20 protein-coding genes are annotated in these 20,378 nt (G+C 62.1%); 17 read left to right on the top strand and 3 right to left on the bottom strand.

Annotated features, from left to right (window positions below; translation table 11 throughout):
* Positions 1 to 35 precede the first annotated feature (35 nt).
* The 11 genes from CR918_RS10970 (at position 36) to CR918_RS10920 (ending at position 11,167) form a co-directional block, all read left to right on the top strand.
* On the top strand, positions 36 to 1,112 hold the full coding sequence (locus CR918_RS10970; protein ID WP_099842883.1) for a VirB8 family type IV secretion system protein: 1,077 nt from the start codon (positions 36 to 38) through the stop codon (positions 1,110 to 1,112).
* Entirely contained in the window at positions 1,109 to 1,888 is a 780-nt protein-coding gene (locus CR918_RS10965; protein ID WP_033831428.1) for a TrbG/VirB9 family P-type conjugative transfer protein, read from the top strand. Before CR918_RS10970 ends, CR918_RS10965 begins: the two co-directional genes overlap by 4 nt.
* Positions 1,885 to 3,162 (top strand): TrbI/VirB10 family protein, encoded by a 1,278-nt coding sequence (locus tag CR918_RS10960; RefSeq protein WP_088100226.1) that lies wholly within the window; start codon positions 1,885 to 1,887, stop codon positions 3,160 to 3,162. The genes CR918_RS10965 and CR918_RS10960 overlap by 4 nt, the downstream gene beginning before the upstream one ends.
* 12 nt (positions 3,163 to 3,174) lie before the next feature.
* The gene (virB11, locus tag CR918_RS10955; protein ID WP_099842880.1) at positions 3,175 to 4,218 is read left to right on the top strand and encodes a P-type DNA transfer ATPase VirB11; all 1,044 of its coding nucleotides are present in this window, start codon (positions 3,175 to 3,177) and stop codon (positions 4,216 to 4,218) included.
* Between the two features lie 3 nt (positions 4,219 to 4,221).
* Positions 4,222 to 5,193: a lytic transglycosylase domain-containing protein gene (locus CR918_RS21430; RefSeq protein WP_099842878.1), complete on the top strand. Its 972-nt coding sequence runs from the start codon at positions 4,222 to 4,224 to the stop codon at positions 5,191 to 5,193.
* Positions 5,194 to 5,266: 73 nt separating this feature from the next.
* Positions 5,267 to 5,704, top strand: coding sequence for a TrbC/VirB2 family protein (locus CR918_RS10945; RefSeq protein WP_088100223.1), 438 nt, complete (start codon positions 5,267 to 5,269; stop codon positions 5,702 to 5,704).
* Positions 5,697 to 6,005 carry a VirB3 family type IV secretion system protein gene (locus tag CR918_RS10940; protein ID WP_088100222.1) on the top strand — a complete coding sequence of 103 codons (309 nt, stop codon included), beginning with the start codon at positions 5,697 to 5,699 and terminating at the stop codon, positions 6,003 to 6,005. Before CR918_RS10945 ends, CR918_RS10940 begins: the two co-directional genes overlap by 8 nt.
* 84 nt (positions 6,006 to 6,089) lie before the next feature.
* Positions 6,090 to 8,531, top strand: coding sequence for a VirB4 family type IV secretion/conjugal transfer ATPase (locus CR918_RS10935; RefSeq protein WP_088100221.1), 2,442 nt, complete (start codon positions 6,090 to 6,092; stop codon positions 8,529 to 8,531).
* Between the two features lie 22 nt (positions 8,532 to 8,553).
* Positions 8,554 to 9,384: a hypothetical protein gene (locus CR918_RS10930; protein ID WP_133119686.1), complete on the top strand. Its 831-nt coding sequence runs from the start codon at positions 8,554 to 8,556 to the stop codon at positions 9,382 to 9,384.
* A 76-nt stretch (positions 9,385 to 9,460) separates the two neighbouring features.
* Entirely contained in the window at positions 9,461 to 10,597 is a 1,137-nt protein-coding gene (locus CR918_RS10925) for a TrbL/VirB6 family protein (protein WP_415847028.1), read from the top strand.
* A 45-nt stretch (positions 10,598 to 10,642) separates the two neighbouring features.
* On the top strand, positions 10,643 to 11,167 hold the full coding sequence (locus CR918_RS10920; RefSeq protein WP_341476890.1) for a DUF4189 domain-containing protein: 525 nt from the start codon (positions 10,643 to 10,645) through the stop codon (positions 11,165 to 11,167).
* A gap of 201 nt (positions 11,168 to 11,368) precedes the next feature.
* Here the strand turns inward: CR918_RS10920 and CR918_RS21425 are convergent, their stop codons facing one another.
* Positions 11,369 to 11,740 carry a hypothetical protein gene (locus CR918_RS21425; RefSeq protein WP_165780899.1) on the bottom strand — a complete coding sequence of 124 codons (372 nt, stop codon included), beginning with the start codon at positions 11,738 to 11,740 and terminating at the stop codon, positions 11,369 to 11,371.
* Positions 11,741 to 11,974: 234 nt separating this feature from the next.
* Here CR918_RS21425 and CR918_RS21420 point away from each other — a divergent pair, with 234 nt between their 5' ends.
* From CR918_RS21420 to CR918_RS10880, 6 genes are all read left to right on the top strand, one after another.
* Positions 11,975 to 12,493 (top strand): DUF4189 domain-containing protein, encoded by a 519-nt coding sequence (locus CR918_RS21420; RefSeq protein ID WP_099842870.1) that lies wholly within the window; start codon positions 11,975 to 11,977, stop codon positions 12,491 to 12,493.
* Positions 12,494 to 12,704: 211 nt separating this feature from the next.
* Positions 12,705 to 13,163, top strand: a complete 459-nt coding sequence (locus tag CR918_RS21415) for a DUF4189 domain-containing protein (protein ID WP_099842868.1) — start codon at positions 12,705 to 12,707, stop codon at positions 13,161 to 13,163.
* A 262-nt stretch (positions 13,164 to 13,425) separates the two neighbouring features.
* Positions 13,426 to 14,439: a hypothetical protein gene (locus CR918_RS10900; RefSeq protein WP_099842866.1), complete on the top strand. Its 1,014-nt coding sequence runs from the start codon at positions 13,426 to 13,428 to the stop codon at positions 14,437 to 14,439.
* Positions 14,440 to 15,162: 723 nt separating this feature from the next.
* Positions 15,163 to 15,699 carry a hypothetical protein gene (locus tag CR918_RS10890; protein WP_032952144.1) on the top strand — a complete coding sequence of 179 codons (537 nt, stop codon included), beginning with the start codon at positions 15,163 to 15,165 and terminating at the stop codon, positions 15,697 to 15,699.
* Positions 15,700 to 15,756: 57 nt separating this feature from the next.
* On the top strand, positions 15,757 to 16,773 hold the full coding sequence (locus tag CR918_RS10885; RefSeq protein WP_099842862.1) for an XVIPCD domain-containing protein: 1,017 nt from the start codon (positions 15,757 to 15,759) through the stop codon (positions 16,771 to 16,773).
* 672 nt (positions 16,774 to 17,445) lie between these two features.
* The gene (locus tag CR918_RS10880) at positions 17,446 to 18,282 is read left to right on the top strand and encodes a hypothetical protein (protein ID WP_243379071.1); all 837 of its coding nucleotides are present in this window, start codon (positions 17,446 to 17,448) and stop codon (positions 18,280 to 18,282) included.
* A gap of 61 nt (positions 18,283 to 18,343) precedes the next feature.
* Here CR918_RS10880 and CR918_RS10875 read toward each other — a convergent pair whose 3' ends face one another.
* Entirely contained in the window at positions 18,344 to 19,663 is a 1,320-nt protein-coding gene (locus CR918_RS10875; RefSeq protein WP_099842860.1) for an XVIPCD domain-containing protein, read from the bottom strand.
* Complete coding sequence (locus tag CR918_RS10870; RefSeq protein WP_080148522.1) at positions 19,660 to 20,313, bottom strand: hypothetical protein; 654 nt, start codon at positions 20,311 to 20,313, stop codon at positions 19,660 to 19,662. The genes CR918_RS10875 and CR918_RS10870 overlap by 4 nt, the downstream gene beginning before the upstream one ends.
* Between the last annotated feature and the right edge of the window lie 65 nt (positions 20,314 to 20,378).

Below are 20,378 nucleotides of genomic sequence, written 5' to 3'. Positions count from 1 at the left end.
GCGCCCATTGATGTTTCAGCAGTACGGAAGAACCCATGTTCCGCAAGAAGGATGCAGGCAACAGCCCCAAGGTCGAGCAGTCGGTCGCCAAGGCAGTCAGCTACGAGATCACCGTGGCCGACATGGCCCGGCGCAGCGAGCGTCGTGCCTGGTGGGTCGCCACCGGTTCGTTGCTGATGTCGCTGGCGCTGGCCGGTGGCTACTACTACATGCTGCCGTTGAAGGAGAAGGTGCCGTTCCTGGTGATGGCTGATGCCTATACGGGCACGGCGACGGTTGCGCGCCTGCGCGGCACGTTCCAGGGTGAAACCATTACCACCAACGAAGCGGTCAATCGCAGCAACGTCGCCCAGTATGTGTTGGCGCGTGAGTCGTATGACTCGGCGGTGATGGGCCTGCGCGACTGGGAGCTGGTATTTGTGATGTCCAGCGATCCCGTCGGCGCGAGCATGAAGCAGCGCTATGCCGGTAATAATCCGCAGAACCCGTTCGTTATGTACGGTCGCGGCAAGGCGATCCGGGTCAAGATCCTGAGCATCACGCCGCTGGCCCCGCAGCCCAACGGTGGCTTCCGTGGCGCATCGGTACGCATCCAGCGCAGCCTGCTGGACAAGCGCACGGGCGCCTCTACCTATCTGGATAACCAGCTGGTAACGATGCGCTTCGAGTACAACCAGAACCTGGCTCTGTCCGAGCAGGATCGCGTGCTCAACCCGCTGGCCTTCCAGGTCACCGAGTATCGCGTCGACAACGATTACGCCCGTGGCGTGCCGGTGCCGGACGACAGTGCCATGCAGGACCAGGCACAGCAGGCCGCACAGCAGGCGCAGCTGGCCGCGCAGCAGGCACAAGGCATCTACGACCCGAACAATCCGGCCGCGGCGACGATGATCGATCCGGCTACCGGGCAGCCTGTGGCGGCACCGGTCAATGGTCAGATGCAACAGATGCAGGGGCAGCCGATCCAAGGGCAACCGATGCAGGGCCAGCCGGTCCAGGGACAACCCATGCAGGGGCAAACAGTGCCGGGGCAGGCAATGCCCGGTCAGCCGGCCATGAGGCCGGTACAGAACAATTCCACCGGAAATGCTGATGGAGCAAGCAACCGATGAGTAGTCGAAAAGTCAGGGGGAGCGCATTGGCGCTGCTGTCGTTGCTGTCGCTGGTGTTTTCCACCGCGGCGATGGCACAGGCAGTGGACCATTACGAGTACGAGAAGGATCGCATCTATCCGGTTCGCACCGGCCTGGGCCTGACCACCCAGATCGAACTGAGCCCGAACGAGAAAATCCTCGACTACAGCACTGGTTTCAGCAATGGCTGGGAGCTGACCCGTCGCGAAAACGTGTTCTACATCAAGCCGAAGAACGTCGACGTCGACACCAACATGATGGTGCGCACCGAGACTCATTCCTACATCTTCGAATTGAAGGTCGTGGCAACGGACTGGCGTCAGCTGGAACAGGCCCGTCGCGCCGGTGTGCAGTACAAGATCGCCTTCACCTATCCGAGCGACACCGAATTCGGATTGGCACAGGAGGCGGTCGAGGAGGAGGCCAAGCCGCTGCTGAGCACCGAGCTGGCCAAGGATCGTCAATACAACTTCAACTACTCCTATTCGACCAGCAAGGCGAAGAAGATGGGGTGGCTGATCCCGGTCAATGCCTACGACGACGGTAGCTTCACCTACCTGAAACTGCCGAATTCGCCCGAGTACAAGACGGGCATCTTCCCGGCCGTGTTCGGTCGCGAGAAGGAGTACGGTGAGGACTTCGTAGTCAACACCACCGTTGAAGGCAACACCTTGATCGTCCACGGGACCTACCCGTACCTGGTCATCCGCCACGGCGATTACGTCGTTGGTCTGCGAAGGAACGTGAAGAAATGAGCCAGCAGAACACTCCCGGAAACGATCCGAACAACGGGCAGGGCGAGAGCAATAGTCCGTATGGCAGCACTCCCGGCGCTGCACCTGAAGCACCTGCCAACCCCTATTTCGGCAACGCCCAGTCCGGCGCCGCGCCGGATCTGGACGCCAGTGCGCCGCAACTGCGCTCTGCTGAAGAGCAGCGTCTGAACCGCAAGGCGTTGCTGTTCCTGGGCGGCATCGTGGTGTTGCTGGTGGCAATGGGTATGCTGCTGTTCCGCAAGGGACAGAATGACGACGCTGCGCCCAAGGTGAAGGAAGTCGCTCGTGCGACGACGCCTCAGTTGCCGAACGTCGCTCCGGCACCGACGCCGGAAGTCGCAACCGCAGCGGAGCCGATTGAAATGCTGCCGGCGCTGCCGCCGCCGCCTGCGCCTCGCAACAACGCCAGCTTCATGCCGCAGCGGGAGGATCGCGACGAACGGCCCATCGAGCGTGGCCCGTCGCTGCTGGATCGTCGCATCGGATCATCCGGCGGTACCAGTGCAGGTGATGCCCAGGGACAGGGGGGCGCTGGCGGCGGCATGAGCGAGTACCAACGCGCCATGATCGCCAATCTACAAGGGCAGAATGGCGGAGGTGCGCCGGCGCGGGTACGTCGTGGTCCCGATGTCGACGATGTGTCCAGTGCAACCCACATCAACAGCCCTGACGCATTGCTGGTGCGTGGCACCTACCTGCGCTGCGTGCTCGAAACCCGCATCATCACCGATCTGGCCGGCTATACGTCCTGCCTGCTGACCGAGCCGGTCTATTCGATCAATGGCCGTAGCCTGCTGCTGCCGAAGGGCTCCAAGATCTATGGTGCGTATGGCGGTGGTCCTGCCGGCAAGCGCGTCGAGGTCATCTGGGACCGCATCACCACTCCGAATGGCATCGACGTGGCGATGTCCAGCCCTGGCGTTGACGGCCTGGGTGGCGCCGGTCATCCGGGTCAGTACAGCGCGCACTGGGGCAGCCGCATTGCTTCGGCGTTGATGATCAGCCTGATCGCGGACGCCTTCAAGTATGCCGCAGCCGAGCATGGGCCTGAGACAACGACGGTTGCCAATAACGGCATGACGATCCAGTCACCCTATGAAAGCTCGACCGCACGCACCATGGAGCGCCTGGCCAACGAAGCGCTCAGCAGCGGCCGTCGTCCGCCGACGGTCACCATCAACCAGGGCACCATCGTGAACGTTTACGTCGCCAAAGACGTGGACTTCACCAACGTGCTGAACGCCCGCCGGTAACCCAGAACGACCATGGACGCCGAAGTGTCACCCCTCGCCCTCGTCTCCAGCGATTTCCTGCGCTATCAGTACGAAGTACTGGGCATCGCCGAGTACATGACCTCGCCTGAAGTGACGGAAATCTGCATCAACCGTCCGGGCGAGCTGTATCTGGAGACGAGGGCAGGGTGGCAGCGCGTGGATGTGCCGGGCCTTACATTCGAACGCGCGCGGCAGTTCTGCACGGCAGTCGTCAACGAGAGCAACACGGGCCAGCGCATCACCGATGCCGATCCGGTGGTGTCGCTCACCTTCCCAACTGGACAGCGTGCGCAGTTCGTGATCCCGCCGGCATGCGACGCAGGCAAGGTGTCGATCACCATCCGTCTGCCATCCAAGCACACCAAGTCGCTCACCCAGTACCACGAGGATGGCTTCTTCAACCAGATCCTCGAACAGGACGGCAGTCTCGGCGAACACGACCGCGAATTGCTCGAGTTGCGGCAACAGCGTGAGTACGCGGAGTTCTTCCGGCGGGCGGTGATGTACCGCAAGAACATCGTCGTGTCGGGTGCTACCGGCAGCGGCAAGACCACCTTCATGAAAGCGTTGGTGAACCACATCCCGGACAGCGAGCGTCTGGTCACCATCGAGGACGCGCGCGAGCTGTTCCTGACCCAGCCCAACGTGGTGCACCTGCTGTATTCGAAAGGCGGGCAGAGCGCGAGCAACGTCACGGCCAAGAGTTGCATGGAAGCCTGTCTGCGCATGAAGCCCGAGCGGATCATCCTGGCTGAGTTGCGCGGCGATGAAGCGTTCTACTTCATCCGTAACTGTGCCTCGGGTCACCCCGGTTCAATCACCAGTTGCCACGCGGGCAGCCCGGAGCAGACCTGGGATCAGCTGGCGCTGATGGTGAAGGCCTCCAACGAAGGCTCGGGCCTTGAATTCAATGTCATCAAGCGTCTGTTGATGATGACCATCGATATAGTCGTGCACATCAAGGCGCATGCAGGCTCGCGCTATATCACCGGTATCGACTTCAATCCTGGGCGTGCCCAGGGGCAGGAGGCTTGAGCAATGTTGCCAGGATTGGAAATGATGGCGTGTCCGGAAATGGCCGTCTCGATGGACGTGATGCAGCACGTCATCAACGTTGAGTCCTCGCGTAACCCGTACGCCATTGGCGTAGTTGGCGGCGCACTGGTGCGCCAGCCCAAGGCGCTGGATGAGGCCTTGGCGACCGTACGCATGCTTGAGGAAAAGGGCTACAACTTCTCCATCGGCTTGGCCCAGGTCAATCGCTATAATCTGGCCAAGTACGGCTTGGACTCCTACGAAAAGGCCTTCCAACAGTGCCCGAACCTGCAGGCCGGGTCGCGCATCCTGGCCGAGTGCTACAAGCGTTCGGGCAAGGATTGGGGAAAGTCTTTCAGCTGCTACTACTCGGGCAATTTCGAGACCGGCTTTCGCCATGGTTACGTGCAGAAGGTCTATGACTCGATGCGGCGAGGGCAGCAGGTGGCGAGTAACGGCGTCGCGCCGATCGATGTGGTGAGCCGCGGCGAACGTCGTACCGTCAAGGTCGAGCACCATCCGCAGCTGGCCTCGCCAGCGCAGGCGCGCATCGTCGCCCAGGCCAATGGGCCAGTCTATGTGCCCTCCAATGATCCGGCGCGTGCTTACACCGTCTATCCGTCCACCGGAGCGATGGCGCGCGGCAGTCTGGTCAACCTCGCCGACCAGGCGCTGTCGCGGGTTGTGCTCGGCTCGGTTGACCGCATGATGCAGCCGCAGGCGCAGCCGGAGGGCGGCTACCCGCAGCAGCAGGGCTATCCGCAGCAGGCCGCTGCAGCACGGGCGGGCCAATCGCCGATGATGCCGCAGCAGCTGCCCGGCGCGACCGCCGGCGGGGGCGAAAGTCCGGTCATGCTGCAGCCATGGGGCGAGCAGGGCGCTCCGGCCGCAGCGACCGACAACATGTACAACGCGCCGGCGCAACAGATGCCAGTGCAACAGATTCCCGCAGGGGATGCGGCCTTCGTGTTCTGACGAAGTCGTGGTACGGCCAGTCCCCCGGCTGGTCGATTCAGGTGTGTTAGTCCATCAACAAGGAAATCAATCCATGAAGCGATCCAATCTCGACCTCGTCCAGGCCCAGCGCACGCTGAAGACCATGCTGATGGCCGTTGTGTTCGTGGGTGCCGTGTTCGCCCCGCAGGCCTTCGCTACCACCGGCGGCGGCGGCACCACCTACGGCGGTACCGACGGCAAGGTATGCGGCTTCTTCACCAACATCAATGGCCTGCTGAACATGGCCTCGATTGCTGTGGTGACCATTGCCGTGATCTTCGCCGGTTATCAGATCGCCTTCGCGCACAAGCGCATCGGCGACGTGGCTCCGATCCTGATCGGTGGCGTGCTGATCGGTGCCGCAGGCCAGATCGCCCGCATGCTGCTGGGTGACGAGTACGGCAACTGTGAGAACGCTGGCACCGGCGGTGGTGGTCCGGGTGGCATGGCGTTCCACATCCAGAACGCGATCTCCTACTACCGTGCATAAGAACGTACTGTTCCGGGGTTGCACTCGCCCAGCCATGTTTCTGGGCGTTCCCTACCTGCCATTTTTCATGGTGGCAGGTGGGTTGCTGCTCCTGAGCATGTACACCAACTTCTGGTTCCTGCTGACCATCCCGGTGGCCATCTTCATCATGCGTCAGATGGCCAAGCGTGACGAGATGATCTTCCGGCTGTTGGGCCTGCGGCTGCTGTTCAAGATGCGGGTCCGCAACGTCCGGGAACACGACGGCATGTGGGTGTTCAACCCGAATCATTACCGTGACAAGCCGGCCCGTATGGATTGAGGGCCGGTTATGGTCAGGCGGGCGCACTACGCCCGCCTGGCCTACTCCGAATTTTCGTCGGCAGTACCCTTTGGAAGCAGTCGTATGTTCAGCCCAGACACATCCATCAGCGAATTCATTCCCCTGTCGTCGCATGTAGCCCCGAACGTGGTGAAGACCACGGGCGGCGACTACCTGTTGACCTGGCACCTTGAAGGGTTGCCGTTCGTGGGGCGCGAGGAATGGGAGCTTGAGCATCGCCACAACACCTTCAACAGGTTGCTGCAGACGCTGCGCGCCCCGGACTTCGTCAATGTCGCCTTCTGGGTGCATGACATCCGGCGGCGCCGCACGCTCAAGGGCAAGAGTCACTACAAGCAGCGCTTCAACCAGGACGTGTCCGATCAGTACATGGGCATGTTGTCCTCGCAGCGCATCATGCAGAATGAGCTGTACCTGACGATGATCTATCGCCCGGTCGTGGCCGGTAAGCGCTTTGTGGAAAAGTCGGCCAACGTCGACAAGTTGCGCGCCGAACAGGAGCAAGCCGTCGACAAGCTGATGGAACTAGCAGGCAATGTCGAAGCGGTGATCCGCGACTACGCGCCGTATCGCCTCGGCATGTACGAAGCCAAGAATGGCGTGGTGTTCTCCGAGACGCTGGAGTTGTTCGGTTACCTGATCAACCGTATCGACGAGCCGGTGCCAGTGTTGTCTGCACCGGTGAAGGACTATCTGCCGGTCAGCCGGCACATGTTCTCGGCGAAGACCGGCGATTTCGTGATCAACACGCCGAACGGTGTCAACCACTTCGGTGCCATCCTGAACATCAAGGAATATGCCGAGGGGACCTATCCGGGCATCCTCAATGGGCTGAAGTACCTCGACTTCGAGTATGTCGTGACCCATTCGTTCAGCCCGATGGGACGGCAGGACGCACTGAAGGTGCTGGATCGCACCAAGGGCATGATGATTTCCTCCGGCGACAAGGCGGTCAGTCAGATCGTTGAACTCGACCAGGCCATGGACCAGCTGTCCTCAGGCAACTTCGTGCTGGGTGAATATCACTTCATCATGGCCGTTTACGGCGACAGCCAGGCCAAGCTGTCCCAGAACGTGGCCACGACCCGCGCAGAACTGTCCAATGCCGGTTTCGTATCCACCAAGGAAGACCTTGCGGTCACCTCGTCGTTCTATTCCCAGTTGCCGGCCAATTGGCGTTTCCGTACCCGTCTAGCGAACGTCAGCTCGCTGAACTTCCTCGGCCTGTCGCCGCTGCACAACTTCGCCACCGGCAAGCAGCACAACAATCCATGGGGCGATTGCGTCACCACGTTGCAGACGACCAACGGCCAGCCGTACTACTTCAACTTCCATGCCACCCACCCGTCAGAGAACTCGCTGGGTGAAAAGGCGATTGCCAACACCATGGTGATCGGTAAGTCGGGTACCGGTAAGACCGCCCTGATCAATTTCCTGCTCAGTCAGGTGCAGAAGTACGAGCCGTCGCCGACCATCTTCTTCTTCGACAAGGATCGCGGTGCTGAGATCTTCGTGCGCGCTTGTGGTGGCAACTACTTGGCCCTGGAGAACGGTGCGCCGACCGGCTTCAACCCCTTCCAGTGCGAGAACAACGAAGGCAACGTGCAGTTCCTCGCCGACCTGATCAAGGTGCTGGCCGGCAAGCGCGAGTACAGCGCACGCGAAGAAGAGGACATCTACCGCGCGGTGGAGAGCATGCTCGACACACCGATGCACCTGCGCAGCATGACCAATTTCCAGAAGAGCCTGCCCAACATGGGTGACGATGGGCTATACGCGCGTATGCGTCGCTGGACGTCCGGCAACTCGCTGGGCTGGGTATTCGACAACCCTGTCGATACCGTGGACCTGAGCAAGGCCAACATCATTGGTTTTGACTACACCGACATCATCGACAACCCTGAAGTGCGCGTGCCGGTGATCAACTACTTGCTCCACCGCCTGGAATCGCTGATCGATGGTCGCCCGCTGATCTACGTGATGGACGAGTTCTGGAAGATCCTGGACGGCGAAGGCGGCCTGAAGGAGTTCGCCAAGAACAAGCAGAAGACCATCCGTAAGCAGAACGGCATGGGTATCTTCGCAACGCAGAGCCCGGAGGATGCGCTGAAGAGCGACATCTCCGCCGCACTGATCGAACAGACCGCCACCTTGATCCTGCTGCCGAACCCGAACGCCAGCAAGAGTGATTATATGGAGGGCCTGAAGTTGACCGAGGCCGAGTTCAAGGTGGTCACTGCCCTGGATGAGCGTTCGCGCTGTTTCCTGGTCAAGCAGGGTCACGCTTCGAGCGTGTGTCAGCTCAACCTGCGCGGCATGGATGACATCCTATCGGTGATCTCGGCGTCGACCGACAACATCGACATCATGCATCGCGTGCTGCAGACCGCCGCCGTGCGTGCACGGGTGACGGTGGATGAGCTGACGCCGGAACAGTGGCTGGAAGATTTCTACAAGAATCGAAAGGGATCGGGCAAGGCTGCCGCCCAATCCGATGCGGCCTGAGCGCCAACGAACAGGGATGACGATGAAGACTTCCATTTCCGTGGAGAACGACATGAACAAGGCAAACGACAATCGCAAGTCTGGCCGCGGCCCGCGCCGCTCGCGTTTCGCTGCCCTGGTGCTGGGGTGCGCAGCGGTACTTTCGACCAATCCGGTGTCGGCAAGTGGTTGGCCGGTTTTCGACTTCGCGGGCCTGATGCAGGCCATCATGGACTACGAAGTTGGTGAAGGCATGAGCGCAGCTGACTTGGCTGAGTACAAGGAGACCGCGGACCGCTGGACAAAGACGGCCAAGCAGTATCAGCAGGCGCTGGTGCAGATTCAGGCACAGATGCGCGCAATTGGGCTGCCTGAGGGGCAACCCCTGGTCAAGGTTGATCCGAAATACATGGTTGCTGAAACCTGTGGCGGTCAAGGCATGGATTTTTCGCTGTCGGGGCTGCTCAGTACGGTCGGACTGACCGGTGACCAGGATCTCAAGAAGCGCCAGCAGCAGATCTGCGTGAACATCCGCATGATGGAGAACCGCAAGTACAACGAGTCGATTGATTTTCTGAACGACACCGTGCCGAGTATGGAGCAGGCGCTGGCTGACATATTCAAGGAACGTACCCGAAACAACGATCAGGGCACTGTGCAGGGAGCTGACAGCGAATCGCTGCGCACCGCCAACGACCTTGCTGTTGCCACCCAGAAGTGGGAGGGCCAAATGCAGTCGTACGACGCCTACATCGAGGTGCTGAAGGTCAATCAGAAGTTGATCGCCAAGACTGCGTTGAAGGGGGATCCATCAACGCGCTTTGTCCGGGATATCGCCAAGACCGCCATTCTTGCCGGCGCGTTGGACCAGTAAGGAAAGACGCCGTCTCGGCTATGCCGGAGCGGCCATCGGGTAAAGCGGGCAATTGGCCCAAGGAATGTGGACAATGATGAGATCGGTCGCCAACTTTGAATTTTCTGGTGGTCTGCATGAGTTGCTTGGATTCGCCACACGTGTCCAGTCAATCGGCGACTTCGTATTCTTTCGCCTGATTCTCAATTTCCTGCGGGAACGAATCAGCGATTTCGGGCTCCAGCTCATGGAAAACATGATGGCATGGGTGCTTGGTATTTCCCTCACGCTGATGACGCTCTGGGTGCTGATCCAGGGTTTCCGCATCGTGACCGGGCGCAGCCGCGATTCCATGATGATTCTGGTGACAAACATGGCGCGCGCGGCCCTGATCATCAGTGTTGCCTCGACCATGGGCATGTTGGGCACCAATCTCCATACGTTCCTGACGAAGACCGTGCGAGATGAAATCACCCATGTGGTGACCGACTCGAACAAGTCGCCGGAAGAGCAGATCGATGACAACCTGGCATACCTTCAGGTCGCGTTGGCGAGTATCGACGCTATCGACGTCATGGCGGATCCGGAACTGATCGAAGAGAAGTCGCGGGCGATGTTGTTCGTAGGACTTGGTACCGCTGGTCCGGCGATCACAGCAGGCTCGATGCTGCTGTTGTATGAGATAGCCATTGCATTGTTCATTGGCCTTGGCCCATTGTTCATCCTCTGCTTGTTGTTCGAGCAGACGAAGTCACTGTTCCAGCGATGGCTGTTCTATGGCATTGGTACGCTGTTCTCTATGGCAGTGCTGGCTGCAATGACAGGTATCGCCTTGGACATGGTGTTCCGCGTGGCCAAAGCCTTTTGGCTCGAATCTGCAGGTGCGAAGCTGATTCTTGGCCCGGCTTTCGAGAACGGCCTGTCCAGCCAGGCGATGCAGCAGGGCGGCATGGGGCTGATCCTGACGACCCTGATCCTGACTGCGCCCCCAATGGCTGCCGTGTTCTTCCAGGGCACCTTGGGCACCTTCATGGCATATTCGCAGATAGGCGGCGGTGCGGCGGCTACCCCAAGCGCTGATGGTCGTCCGCCGGGTAGTCATCCAGCACCTGCGCCCGCGATGACAGGTAGCAGTAGCCAAGATGCTTCGACCAGAGTGGCAGGGACTAGCATTCCCTCTGCCCCCCCATCCAACAACGGTCTGACCACTGGCAAGTATGGATCCGCGAGTTGAAGCTCAGCTTTCGTGTTAGCCGTCATGTTGACCTTGAGGTAAAGAATGTCCAGGCTTTCTCTGCGGTGCTCAGTTCTTTATGCAGTATTGGCGATGGTGACTTTGTCGTGCCCAACATTGGTAAAGGCAGAGGGCGGTTGTCCTCAGGGGCAGTATCCGATAGGCGGTCAAGGTGTTCAGGGCTGCGCGCCAATTCCAAGTGGCGGTGGGGTGGCCGCTCCGGCTCGCCCCAGTGGTAAATGGATAAAAACTTGGGGCGCCATCTCGCTTTCTCCTGATGGCGCTTCCGGTGCAGCCGCAGGGAGGTTGAGCAAGTCCGAAGCGGTACGGGACGCTATAGCAGTTTGTGCAAACAGTGGCGGCCGAGCTTGTGCAGCCTCCTTTACGTACAAGCACCAATGCGCGGCAGCGGCTGTACCAGGTGCCGGCGAAGGTGGGACGAGCTTCGCAGGTTCTCCGACAATTGAGCAGTCGAAGAAGATGGTATTGGAACGGTGTGAAGCTAAAGGTGGGCTCAACTGTCGGGTAGTTTATTCCGAATGCAGCGAGCCCATTTATCAGTCCTATTGAAGGTGGGTCAATGACGCAATGCATTTTTGCGAGGTTGGCCGTTACCGTGTAGGTGCCGACTTCGTGTTGCCTCCGTCATGGAGTTGGCATCTAATCTGGAAGTTTTTTGAAGCGCCGCCGTGGCCGGCATCGACGGGGCAGAAGGCGCGGGGCATGTGATGTATGGGGCTGGGTGCCGTAGGTCCGGCCGTCACAGCAGGCTCAATGCTGCTGTTGTATGAGATAGCAATCGCGCTTTTCATTGGCCTTGGCCCATTGTTCATCCTCGGTTTGTTGTTGGAGCAGACGAAGTAGCTGTTCCAGCGACGGCTGTTCCATGGCAAAGGTGCGCTGTTCTCCATGGCAGTCCTGGCTGCGTTGACAGGTATCGCCTTGGCCATGGTGTTCCGCGTGGCCAAAGCCTTCTGGCTGGAATCGGCAGGTGCGAAGCTGATTCTTGGCCCTGCGTCTGAGAGCGGCTTGTCCAGCCAGGCGATGCAGCAGGGTGGCATTGGTCTGATCTTGACGACCTTGGATCCTGATTGTGCCCCCAATGGCGGCGATGTTCTTCCAAGGCACGCTGGGCACCTTCATGGCATATTCGCAGATAGGTGGCGGCGCCAGCGCCTCGCCGAGTGCCGATGGTCGTCCGCCGGGTATGTCGGCTCCGCCGCCTGCGGCCCCAGAGGCGGCGTCGGGCCACAGCGCTGATAATCCTCAGAACAGTTTGGGCCGAGTGTTTGACGGCACGGGTGGTTCGACGGGAGCCACACCTGGTCAACTTGGTGCAGCGAACTCGAATCAAGGCAATTAGAGGCTAGACTGACGATGAGTGCCAACGGTTTTCTGAAGTGTCTTTGCTTGTCTTTCATGCTGATGGGCTCTGCATACATCAATTCTGCAGCAGCAGAAGGCCGCTGCCCGCCGGGCCAGTATCCGATCGGCGATCAGGGAGTAGGCGGCTGCGCTCCCATCCCCGGTGCGGGCCAGAGCGCACCTGAGGAGAATCCCGGGCACTGGGTAAAAACGTGGGGAGCCGTTGCGGGGTCCATGAATGGCGATGCGGGTGCATCCACTGGCCATCAGGCCAAGGCCTCGGCCGAGCGTCAGGCGATCGAGCGGTGCGGTCACTGGGGGGCGACTGACTGCAAGGTGTTGTACACCTATTACAATCAGTGCTATGCGTCCATCAGGACTGGCCGACCTGACAACGGAACGATGTTCAATGCGGGCGCTACTAAGGAACAAGCTCTAGAGAGGGCGACGCAGGATTGTCGGAAGTCGGGAAGCCAGGAGTGTACGTTTGTACACTCGGACTGCACCAAGCCCTTCTTTCAGGAGGGCTGATCTGGCGTATCGTCTTGCCTTCGGTTCTTTCGGTGTCGCTTGAAGCACTGCGGCGGGCTTCAAGGAGGATGGCGGACGCGGAGCATCAGGCCAGAGAGTGATCAACAGCGATGTTGCGAGAGTCTTGGCAATGGCGACTTCAAGCCTCTGAGCGGGACTTCAATCTTTTTGGCTTTAACGATGGTGTTTGCCGTGCTCGTGGTTATCGGTAATGTCAATGCCGAGGGCCGATGCCCCACGGGCCAGTATCCAATCGGCGATCAAGGGGGGGGCGGATGTGCTCCATTCCAGAGAGCTGGTGGTGCTGCCCGCGAGCCGGAGCCCGCTGGAAAATGGCATAAGACGTGGGGGGATTGCCTCTTCCAATGCAACCGCAGACGCGGGCGTTGCAAGTGGTCGACCAAGCAAGGAGAGCGCCGAGCAGATGGCCTTGGCGGATTGCAGCAGGCGCGGAGCTTCAGACTGCAGGGTTATCTTTACGTATCGGAATCAGTGCGTCGCATGGTTGGTTCCCAATAGTCAGGGTGGCGCTTCTCGCGCCGGTCTAGCCAGCGCCAAAGAGCCGGCCGAGGCTCGGAAACTGGCTCAGCAGTCGTGCGTTGATACCGATGGAAAGTCCTGTCAGGTGGCATACGAGGACTGTACCAAGCCAGTGTATGAGTCATTTTAGGCCGTCCAACGCAACACAGGCCTCAGGTCACTGCGTTTCTTTTGGAGAGTGCCAAGCCATTCTTCCAGCAGCGCCGGCGTCGTTTTGCGATCTACGGGTACTTCGGACACTTGCTCCGGGACGACTGCTTAGGAACAGGACTCAGTCAACGCAAGATCTTTCGCCATGGACATATCGTGATCACATCAGTCAAAGTGACACGGTTGGCTGTGCTGGGAAGCACCATCCGCGTTAGTCTCCACACCATTCGAAGGAACGAATCATGCAGAATCCCTTCCGTGTAGTGATGCTGTTCGGCGGACTGGTGCTCGGTTCGTCAGCACACGCCGCCGATAGCTGGGTCATTTTCGCCGGTGGCGACAAGCCCAATCGCGAGGCGTGGGTGGTGGATGCGCAAACGCTCAGCAGCCGCTCGGACCTGATGGCTTTCCTGCAGACCGCCACGCAGGAAGAGCAGAACGCGTACCTGAAGCAATTGCGCCGGAAGAAGCCGCCAAAGCCCGGCGAGCGCGTTGCTGGCCCGGATCCGGTATACGAGATCCAGGTCAATACGGTTTACGAGAACGCGACCAAGCCGAATCGACTGATCAGGAAGTACTCGGTGAACTGTGCGCGTAACACTGTGGCCATGAAGATGAGTCTGGTGCAATGGCGCGACCGTGCAATCGAGGATGTTCCACCGGAGAGATTCGATCCGACCAGCGAGGCGGTCGAGCCGTGGCAGGTGCAACTGGTGCGGTTTGCCTGTCTCGTTGGACCTGACCCCGAGGCCAAAGTGCCCGCGGAAATGATGAAGCGGGGCTTCCTGCCCATCGGTGACGTCGGCCAATCACCCGCGAATTTTGTCTGGGGGAACCTCTGGAAGGACGGCACGCGTCCGGCGTTCACCTATCGGCCGACCGACGCCGAGCTGGACCGTATTGAGCGTAACCTGGAAGCAAACCTGGCACGCGGCCAGCGGGAAACGACCCGCGTGCTGGATGAGTCGGTTCGTGCAGCCAACCGTGTGGGTCGCAACAACCTCATGGACATGTGGATCGGCAAGACCGAGCAGGAGTTCGTGCGGACATGGGGAACGCCGGACCGCGTGGAGAACGGGTCTGATGGATCGCGCACCTTGTACCTCCATCGTGGTGAGCGCGTTCAGGGGTTGAACGTATACGGGCATGTCGTCAGTGACGTGAACAATCGCTGCGATATCACGGTGCTGACGATGGACGGCTACATCCGTGACTACGCCACCCAAGGGGCTACCTGCGCGCAGCAATTGCGCTGACCGCGATTGTCGGCCACGGCCACGGCCACGGCCTGAGGCTGTCAGGAGGCAGGAAAGCCATGAGACGAATCCAACACGTTTCTAGCCGTGACTTCTGTGGATTGCAGGCCTGCTGCCTTTTCCTGTCTTGGCGGAAGGCAATCGCACGCCGGGCAGGTATCCAATAGGTGGCCAGGGCGTGCCGGGCTGCGCGGCCATCCGGCGAGCATCACGGACCCTGCGTGCAACATCCCGCGCGGGGCGGTTCAATGAAACCGCCAGCGTTGTCGCTGTCATTCCGGAGCAGCGCGCGGTCGTTGTCGCCCTGCTGCAATGCAGCGCGAAGGCGGCATGGAAGCAGATGTCACAGGATCAGTGCAGGATTGCCACCACGGTCTGCACGGCGCGTCTGTTCATCAGGTAAGGCACCGTTCACGCTTAGCCCATTTTTTTTGTGATCAATTCCGCTTTTCGCTTTTCCTGCTCTTCGACGCAATAGACCTCCTCGCGCTAAGCTCTCCCGGCGTCAGAAAAATGACGCTTCGGCGCTACCGATTGCAGGAGCTTTTCCGTCCATGAGGACCCTGTCTGCCCGTCCGACGGGTGACGCTTGCCACCATCGCTGCCACGGTGCTCCCGGAGCTATCATCCGCATCTGCAGGGTGACCGGCGCGGCCGGGCAACGCAACCGTGCCTGTCATCAACGCGGGCATCGGCAAGACGACATTGAAGGAGTGGGAGGGGATGGACGACAGGTTTGGCGCACACATGGACGATGCCCTGGCATTCGTTCCGTCCGGTGCGAACCTGCTGGAAGCCGTCAGGGGCGAGCTCAACGGCGATGGCATCGAGTACCAGCTGCTGGTCATCGACCAGCCGACGCCGGAAGGGCTGGTGCCCGGCCAGCACGGACCAAACCGGGTGCTGCTGTTGCTGCGCGGTGACGGGCGCGGGCGCTGGCAGCTGGCCGCGCGCAACGACAAGCTGGTGCCGTGTTCCACCCGCGGTGGCCTGGCTGGCGACCCTTTTGCGTATGCAATGGTTGAGGAAGATACCTTCAGCGTGATCACCAACGGCGGCAGCCGCGAGCGCTGGAGCAGCACGTATCGGTTCCGTTACGCATCGGCGGACAAGGCGTGCTGGGTGGATGGGGTGAGACGCAAGGTCGTGGATATCGAGACCGAGGCGACCAACATCCGGGATTTCTCGGTGGCGGAACTGGGCAGGGTGCGGTTCGAGGACTTCGATCCGTCCAGTGTCGCCGAGGTGTCGCTTCCATGAGCCAAGCTCCAACCGGCGGAAAGGAATCCGCGTTGATGAACATCCAGGAGTTGCACTGTGTCGACCGATAGAGAGTCGCAACTGCTGCGGCAGGCGACGAAAGCCGGCATCGACTCCCCCCTTGAACTGGCCAATTTCATGGCCCAGGCAGGGCACGAGTCGCGCGGCCTGAGCCGGCTCAACGAGAGTTTCAACTATACCCGGGGCATCTCGCAGATCCCGGTCGAAGCGGCGTGGCGCAATGGCACCGAGGCGCTGGAGTCCGCGCGCCAGGAAGCCCTGCGAGGGCGTCCGGAGGATCTGGCCGAGCTGATGTATGGCGGCCGGATGGGCAACGACGCGCCCGGAGATGCGCTCAAGTACCACGGGCGCGGTTATCTGCCGCTGACCGGCAAGGAAAGCTACGAGCGCGCCGGCACTGCGCTGGATCTGGACCTTGTCAACCAGCCCGAGCTGGCATCGCAGCCGGAACACGCAGGTCGCATCGCGGTGTGGCAGTGGCAGAACCGTGTGCCGGAACACGCGCGCGAGGACGTGCGCGAGGCGACGTACGCCATCAACGGTGCCGTCAACGGGGTGGAGGACCGGCTCAAGCGTTTCGAGGCGTGGCAGCAGAAGCTGACCCCGGACGTGATGGACCGGCTTGCCCGCGGCGAAGTGGGCGAACCTGCACAGTTGCCTGAGCGCGCGCGCGACATGTCCGATCCGGCCCATGCCGGCAACCGGCTGTTCACCGACGCGCGGGGCCATCTGCAGAAGATGGGGCCGCAGAGTGGCCTGCGCAGCCAGCAGGAACTGGACAATACGGCCGGAGCCTTGGCGTTGAGCGCACAGAAGGCAGGGATGAGCCGTATCGATCACGTGGTGGCCGGTACCGACGGCAGGGCGCTGTTTGCGGTGCAGGGCGTCATGGGGGACCCGGCGATGCAGCGCTCGATGGTGCAGCGTGAGGCCGCTGCCCAGCTGCCGCTCGAGCAGAGCAGCCAGCAGTTGGCGGCCGAAGCCTCTTCCCGCCAGGAACAGACCGTTTCGGTCACCCGCGAGCAGGAGCAGAACCGCCCGCGATCGCTGTAATCTGGGCACCGCCCGGCAGGTCGGAGACCGGCGGGCCCATCGCACGACACCGAGCACCCTCGGGTGCCTACATGGATCTCTTTGTAAGGACACAACATGCGAAACACTTTCCTGCGTTCCCAAGCGGCCCAGCGTGGTCGCGCTCCGGTACTGTGGCTGCTGCCGCTGGGACTGGCTGCCGCCATGGCCCACGCACAGCAGGCACCGGACGCCCCGGCGGCTCCCGCCGTCGAGGAGGCGGTGCCAGCACCGGTGGTGGCCGCGGCGGACGCGCAGACGCCCGCTAACACCGCAACTGATGCCGTAGCTGCACCGGCTCCCGTCGCCGCAGTTGATCCGGTGCCTGCCGTGGTTGCTGCACCTGTGCCGTCCATGCCGCCCGCACCCGAACCCGCACCGCAGCCGCAACCGGCGACGGGCGTCGCTCCGGAACCTGTCGCCGCTGAACCCGCGAGTGCACCGGCACCTGCGGCAGCACCGATGGCACCGCCGGCCGACGTTGCCTCCACCAATGCTGCCCCTGTCGCAACGGCCCCTGTCGCAGCTCCACCACCGGCTCCCGCGCAGGTGCGGGCCCCCGTTGCCGCCATCGCACCGGCGCCCGACACCGCACCAGCCTCTGTGCCGGTCCCGCCGTCCGCCCCGGCTCCCATCGCACCGCCGATCATCCCGTTGGCACCAGACCAGGCCGCCGAGCGCCAGCTCGGTGCGCGCTGCCCGGTCGATCTTGCCGGTCGCCTGGCGCCGCAGGGCGATCTGATGATCGGCGCCTGCCAGGGCGCGTTGCCGCCGCACCTGGCGGCGCTGCTGGTGGCCTTGCCTGAGCAGGACATCCACCTGCCGCGCAGCTGGCGCGAGCGCGAAGTGCGCCAGAAGGCGTGGTTCAAGGCCGTGGCCGGTATGGGCCAGCGCCCGGACTTCATCGCCCGCCTGGGAGACATCTGGGTCCGCTCGTTTGAAGGCGCGGATGCGTCGACGGCCACCTACCTGGTCTCGGCGCCGTTCGACTGTGCCGATGGCGCACTGCCAAACGAGAACACCGCAGAGCCCGTCCGACTCGCAGCCGGCAGTTGCGGGCAGGCCTACGTACGCCAGCGCGTGTACCAGGTGGGCAGCGATGGCGTCCCGCAGGACATCACTGCAATGGCAATGCCGGCGGCACCGTCGATCGCCGAGGCCGATCGTGCCCGTCACCGCACCCGCGAAGGCAAGATCAGCCTGGACCACAGCAAGTTGCAGTACGGGCCGGCCATGCGTTGGTTCGTGCAGTACCCGGAATCACCGCAGAAGACCGGCCCGCACAGCTTCAGTGACTGGAACCGCGAGCATCTGTCCTTCGTGGTCTGGAACGGCACCCGCTTCGAGCTGCGCGATACTGTGACGCGCGCGCAGTGGCCGTGTGATCCGGTGGCGCCGGGCGACAAGGCCTGTGGCGGCTTCCCGGACTCCGGCCCAGATGCGTATGTGCTGGCAGGGCCGGCGGCAAACTCGGCGGTTTCCAGCCCCTGATCGACCGCGGAAATGACGGGAGCCGGCAGTGCCGGCTCCCGTTTTCATTCCAGCAAGCGTCTCAGGCGTGCAGGCTGCGTTGGGTCGCCTGGGTCTGTTCCAGCTGCTGCTCGCGTGCCAGGGCTTGGCCGGCAGCCTGCTGCTCGATGCGCTGGCTGCTCTGCTCCAACGGCGTGTTCATCGCGCGGGTGGTGTCGACGGACACGCGCAGATGGCCGGGGTCGCCGCCCTCACCCTGCAGGGCGAAGCTGCGTGACGCGTCGGCACTCATCAGTACCTCGTCGATCCGCTGTCCGCCGGCGGCATGCATTTCCGCAGCCAGCGAGCCTGCCAGTTGCGCGCTCATGCCATCGGGTGTGCGGCCGACGCGGGTGTCCTGTGCGTGCACGCCGCGCAGGGCATCATTGAACAAGGGGTTGCCGACGTGGCCGGCGTCGTCGATGCGCAGCATGCCGATCGGGCGCCCCTGCCGTTCGGCTTCACGGCGCGCGGGTTCGCCCGGTTCCAGGGGGCCGCGCAGATGGTCGAAGAGATCCTTGACGCCGCCCGGCAGGCCGCGCGTACCGGTGGTGACGCCACTGCGCAGCAGTTCCATCTTGTCCCGGTACTCGTCGATCATCTTGATGTTGTCGCGTGCCAAGGCCTGCGTCTCCGGCCTGCCCAGCACCGAGTCTTCGCCGAGGAAATTGACCAGCTTGTGCGAACCGAAGGAGTTGGCGGCCGCGCCCAGCGCGCTGTCGGGAATCAGGATGCGCAGGCGGCTGTTGCTGAAGCCCCAGTCGCCCAGCGTGTCGATCTCCTGGGGCGTGGCGTACACGCGCACCTGGCCGAAGTGCGGCGAAGCGGCGCTGACCGGGTCGGCTGCCATGACGTGGTTGACAACGCTGGTGCCGCCTTCGGGAATGCGGTAGCCAAGACTGGCCGCGCCATAGGCGTTGAAGGTCTCGCCCTTCAAGTTGTAGTGGTGCGCACTGATCTGGGCCAGCGCGCCGCCCAGCGAATGCCCGGTGACGGTGACCTCAGGTGCCTGGCCGAGGTCGCGTCCTTCCTTGGCAGCGTAGGCGAGGGCGCGCTGGGTCAGTGCCAGCGCATCGGCGGCCTGCACGTTGTAGCGGGCGACCACCATGCCGCCATCGGCGAGGAGGCCATCGCGGGCGATCTGCTCGGTGCCGCGATGGGAGACCACGATCTCCTGCGTGTCCACGCGCTGGTAGATCGTGCCTTGATAGCCATTGAAGCGGTTGCTGACGTGCTCGAGCACCTTGTAGTCATGCCCGTTGAGGGAGACATGCTCTTCCTGTCCGGGGGCGCGGCGACCGACTTTCAGGTCGCGATAGGCATCGTTGGACAGCGCGGCGTAGTCCTGGCTGCCGAGGGTCACGGCTGCACCTCATCGGCCGTCAAGGTGGCAGAGAACAGCGTGTCCTGCAGTTCCGGGCGGAACCGGCTGGCGTCCTTCTGGCCGGTAGCGCCGTAGTCGGGCAGGTCCGCCACGCGTGGGTAGTCGCCCTGCGGATAATGGCGCGTCTCACTCTGGCCTTTGACGAACGGATCGGCCTCGATGAAGGACAGGAAGCGCGTCTCGCCATCGGCGCCGGTCGCCTTCAGCATCGCGCCGGCGCCACTGAAGGCCCAATGGCAGACGCCGCGGCCGTAGTAGTCCTCGTCGAGCATGCGGTCCAGGTAGACGGTGCCGCGGTACTCGTTATCGGTGACCCTGCGCAGCGTCACCGGCTCCTGGCTGGTGATGCGGGCGGGAGCGCCGGTGGCGGGCTCGATGTACCCGCACTGCGCTTCGTTGCTGACATCGTACTGGGCAACGCCTTCGACCACGGCAAAGCTGCCCGGCGGGTTGTGCAGGCGCAGTACCAGTTCATAGGCCTTGCGCGGTGAGGGGTTGAGCTTGGCCAGGCCACGTCCTCCCTGGGCGACGTCGGACTCGGCGGAAGCAAGTTCCTGGTTCATGGCGGTCTCCGGGCTGCAGGCAATCAATAGAAGCAAGGCAAGACACGGGAGGGATGTGCGGCGCACCGTCAGCCTCCCGTCGGAAAAGTGAGCGCGTTCGCGACGGGGCACGCTGCAGGCGACGAAGGTGC

This window comes from Stenotrophomonas indicatrix (assembly GCF_002750975.1).
Taxonomy (GTDB): Bacteria; Pseudomonadota; Gammaproteobacteria; order Xanthomonadales; family Xanthomonadaceae; genus Stenotrophomonas; species Stenotrophomonas indicatrix.
This window is presented reverse-complemented; position numbering and strand designations above follow the sequence as displayed.

Bases quoted from the DNA above. Each gene is read 5' to 3' on its own strand.
- CR918_RS10970 (WP_099842883.1), top strand. From the start codon at position 36: ATGTTCCGCAAGAAGGATGCAGGCAACAGCCCCAAGGTCGAGCAGTCG.
- CR918_RS10965 (WP_033831428.1), top strand. From the start codon at position 1,109: ATGAGTAGTCGAAAAGTCAGGGGGAGCGCATTGGCGCTGCTGTCGTTG.
- CR918_RS10960 (WP_088100226.1), top strand. From the start codon at position 1,885: ATGAGCCAGCAGAACACTCCCGGAAACGATCCGAACAACGGGCAGGGC.
- virB11 (WP_099842880.1), top strand. From the start codon at position 3,175: ATGGACGCCGAAGTGTCACCCCTCGCCCTCGTCTCCAGCGATTTCCTG.
- CR918_RS21430 (WP_099842878.1), top strand. From the start codon at position 4,222: ATGTTGCCAGGATTGGAAATGATGGCGTGTCCGGAAATGGCCGTCTCG.
- CR918_RS10945 (WP_088100223.1), top strand. From the start codon at position 5,267: ATGAAGCGATCCAATCTCGACCTCGTCCAGGCCCAGCGCACGCTGAAG.
- CR918_RS10935 (WP_088100221.1), top strand. From the start codon at position 6,090: ATGTTCAGCCCAGACACATCCATCAGCGAATTCATTCCCCTGTCGTCG.
- CR918_RS10930 (WP_133119686.1), top strand. From the start codon at position 8,554: ATGAAGACTTCCATTTCCGTGGAGAACGACATGAACAAGGCAAACGAC.
- CR918_RS10925 (WP_415847028.1), top strand. From the start codon at position 9,461: ATGAGATCGGTCGCCAACTTTGAATTTTCTGGTGGTCTGCATGAGTTG.
- CR918_RS10920 (WP_341476890.1), top strand. From the start codon at position 10,643: ATGTCCAGGCTTTCTCTGCGGTGCTCAGTTCTTTATGCAGTATTGGCG.
- CR918_RS21425 (WP_165780899.1), bottom strand. From the start codon at position 11,740: ATGAAGGTGCCCAGCGTGCCTTGGAAGAACATCGCCGCCATTGGGGGC.
- CR918_RS21420 (WP_099842870.1), top strand. From the start codon at position 11,975: ATGAGTGCCAACGGTTTTCTGAAGTGTCTTTGCTTGTCTTTCATGCTG.
- CR918_RS21415 (WP_099842868.1), top strand. From the start codon at position 12,705: ATGTCAATGCCGAGGGCCGATGCCCCACGGGCCAGTATCCAATCGGCG.
- CR918_RS10900 (WP_099842866.1), top strand. From the start codon at position 13,426: ATGCAGAATCCCTTCCGTGTAGTGATGCTGTTCGGCGGACTGGTGCTC.
- CR918_RS10890 (WP_032952144.1), top strand. From the start codon at position 15,163: ATGGACGACAGGTTTGGCGCACACATGGACGATGCCCTGGCATTCGTT.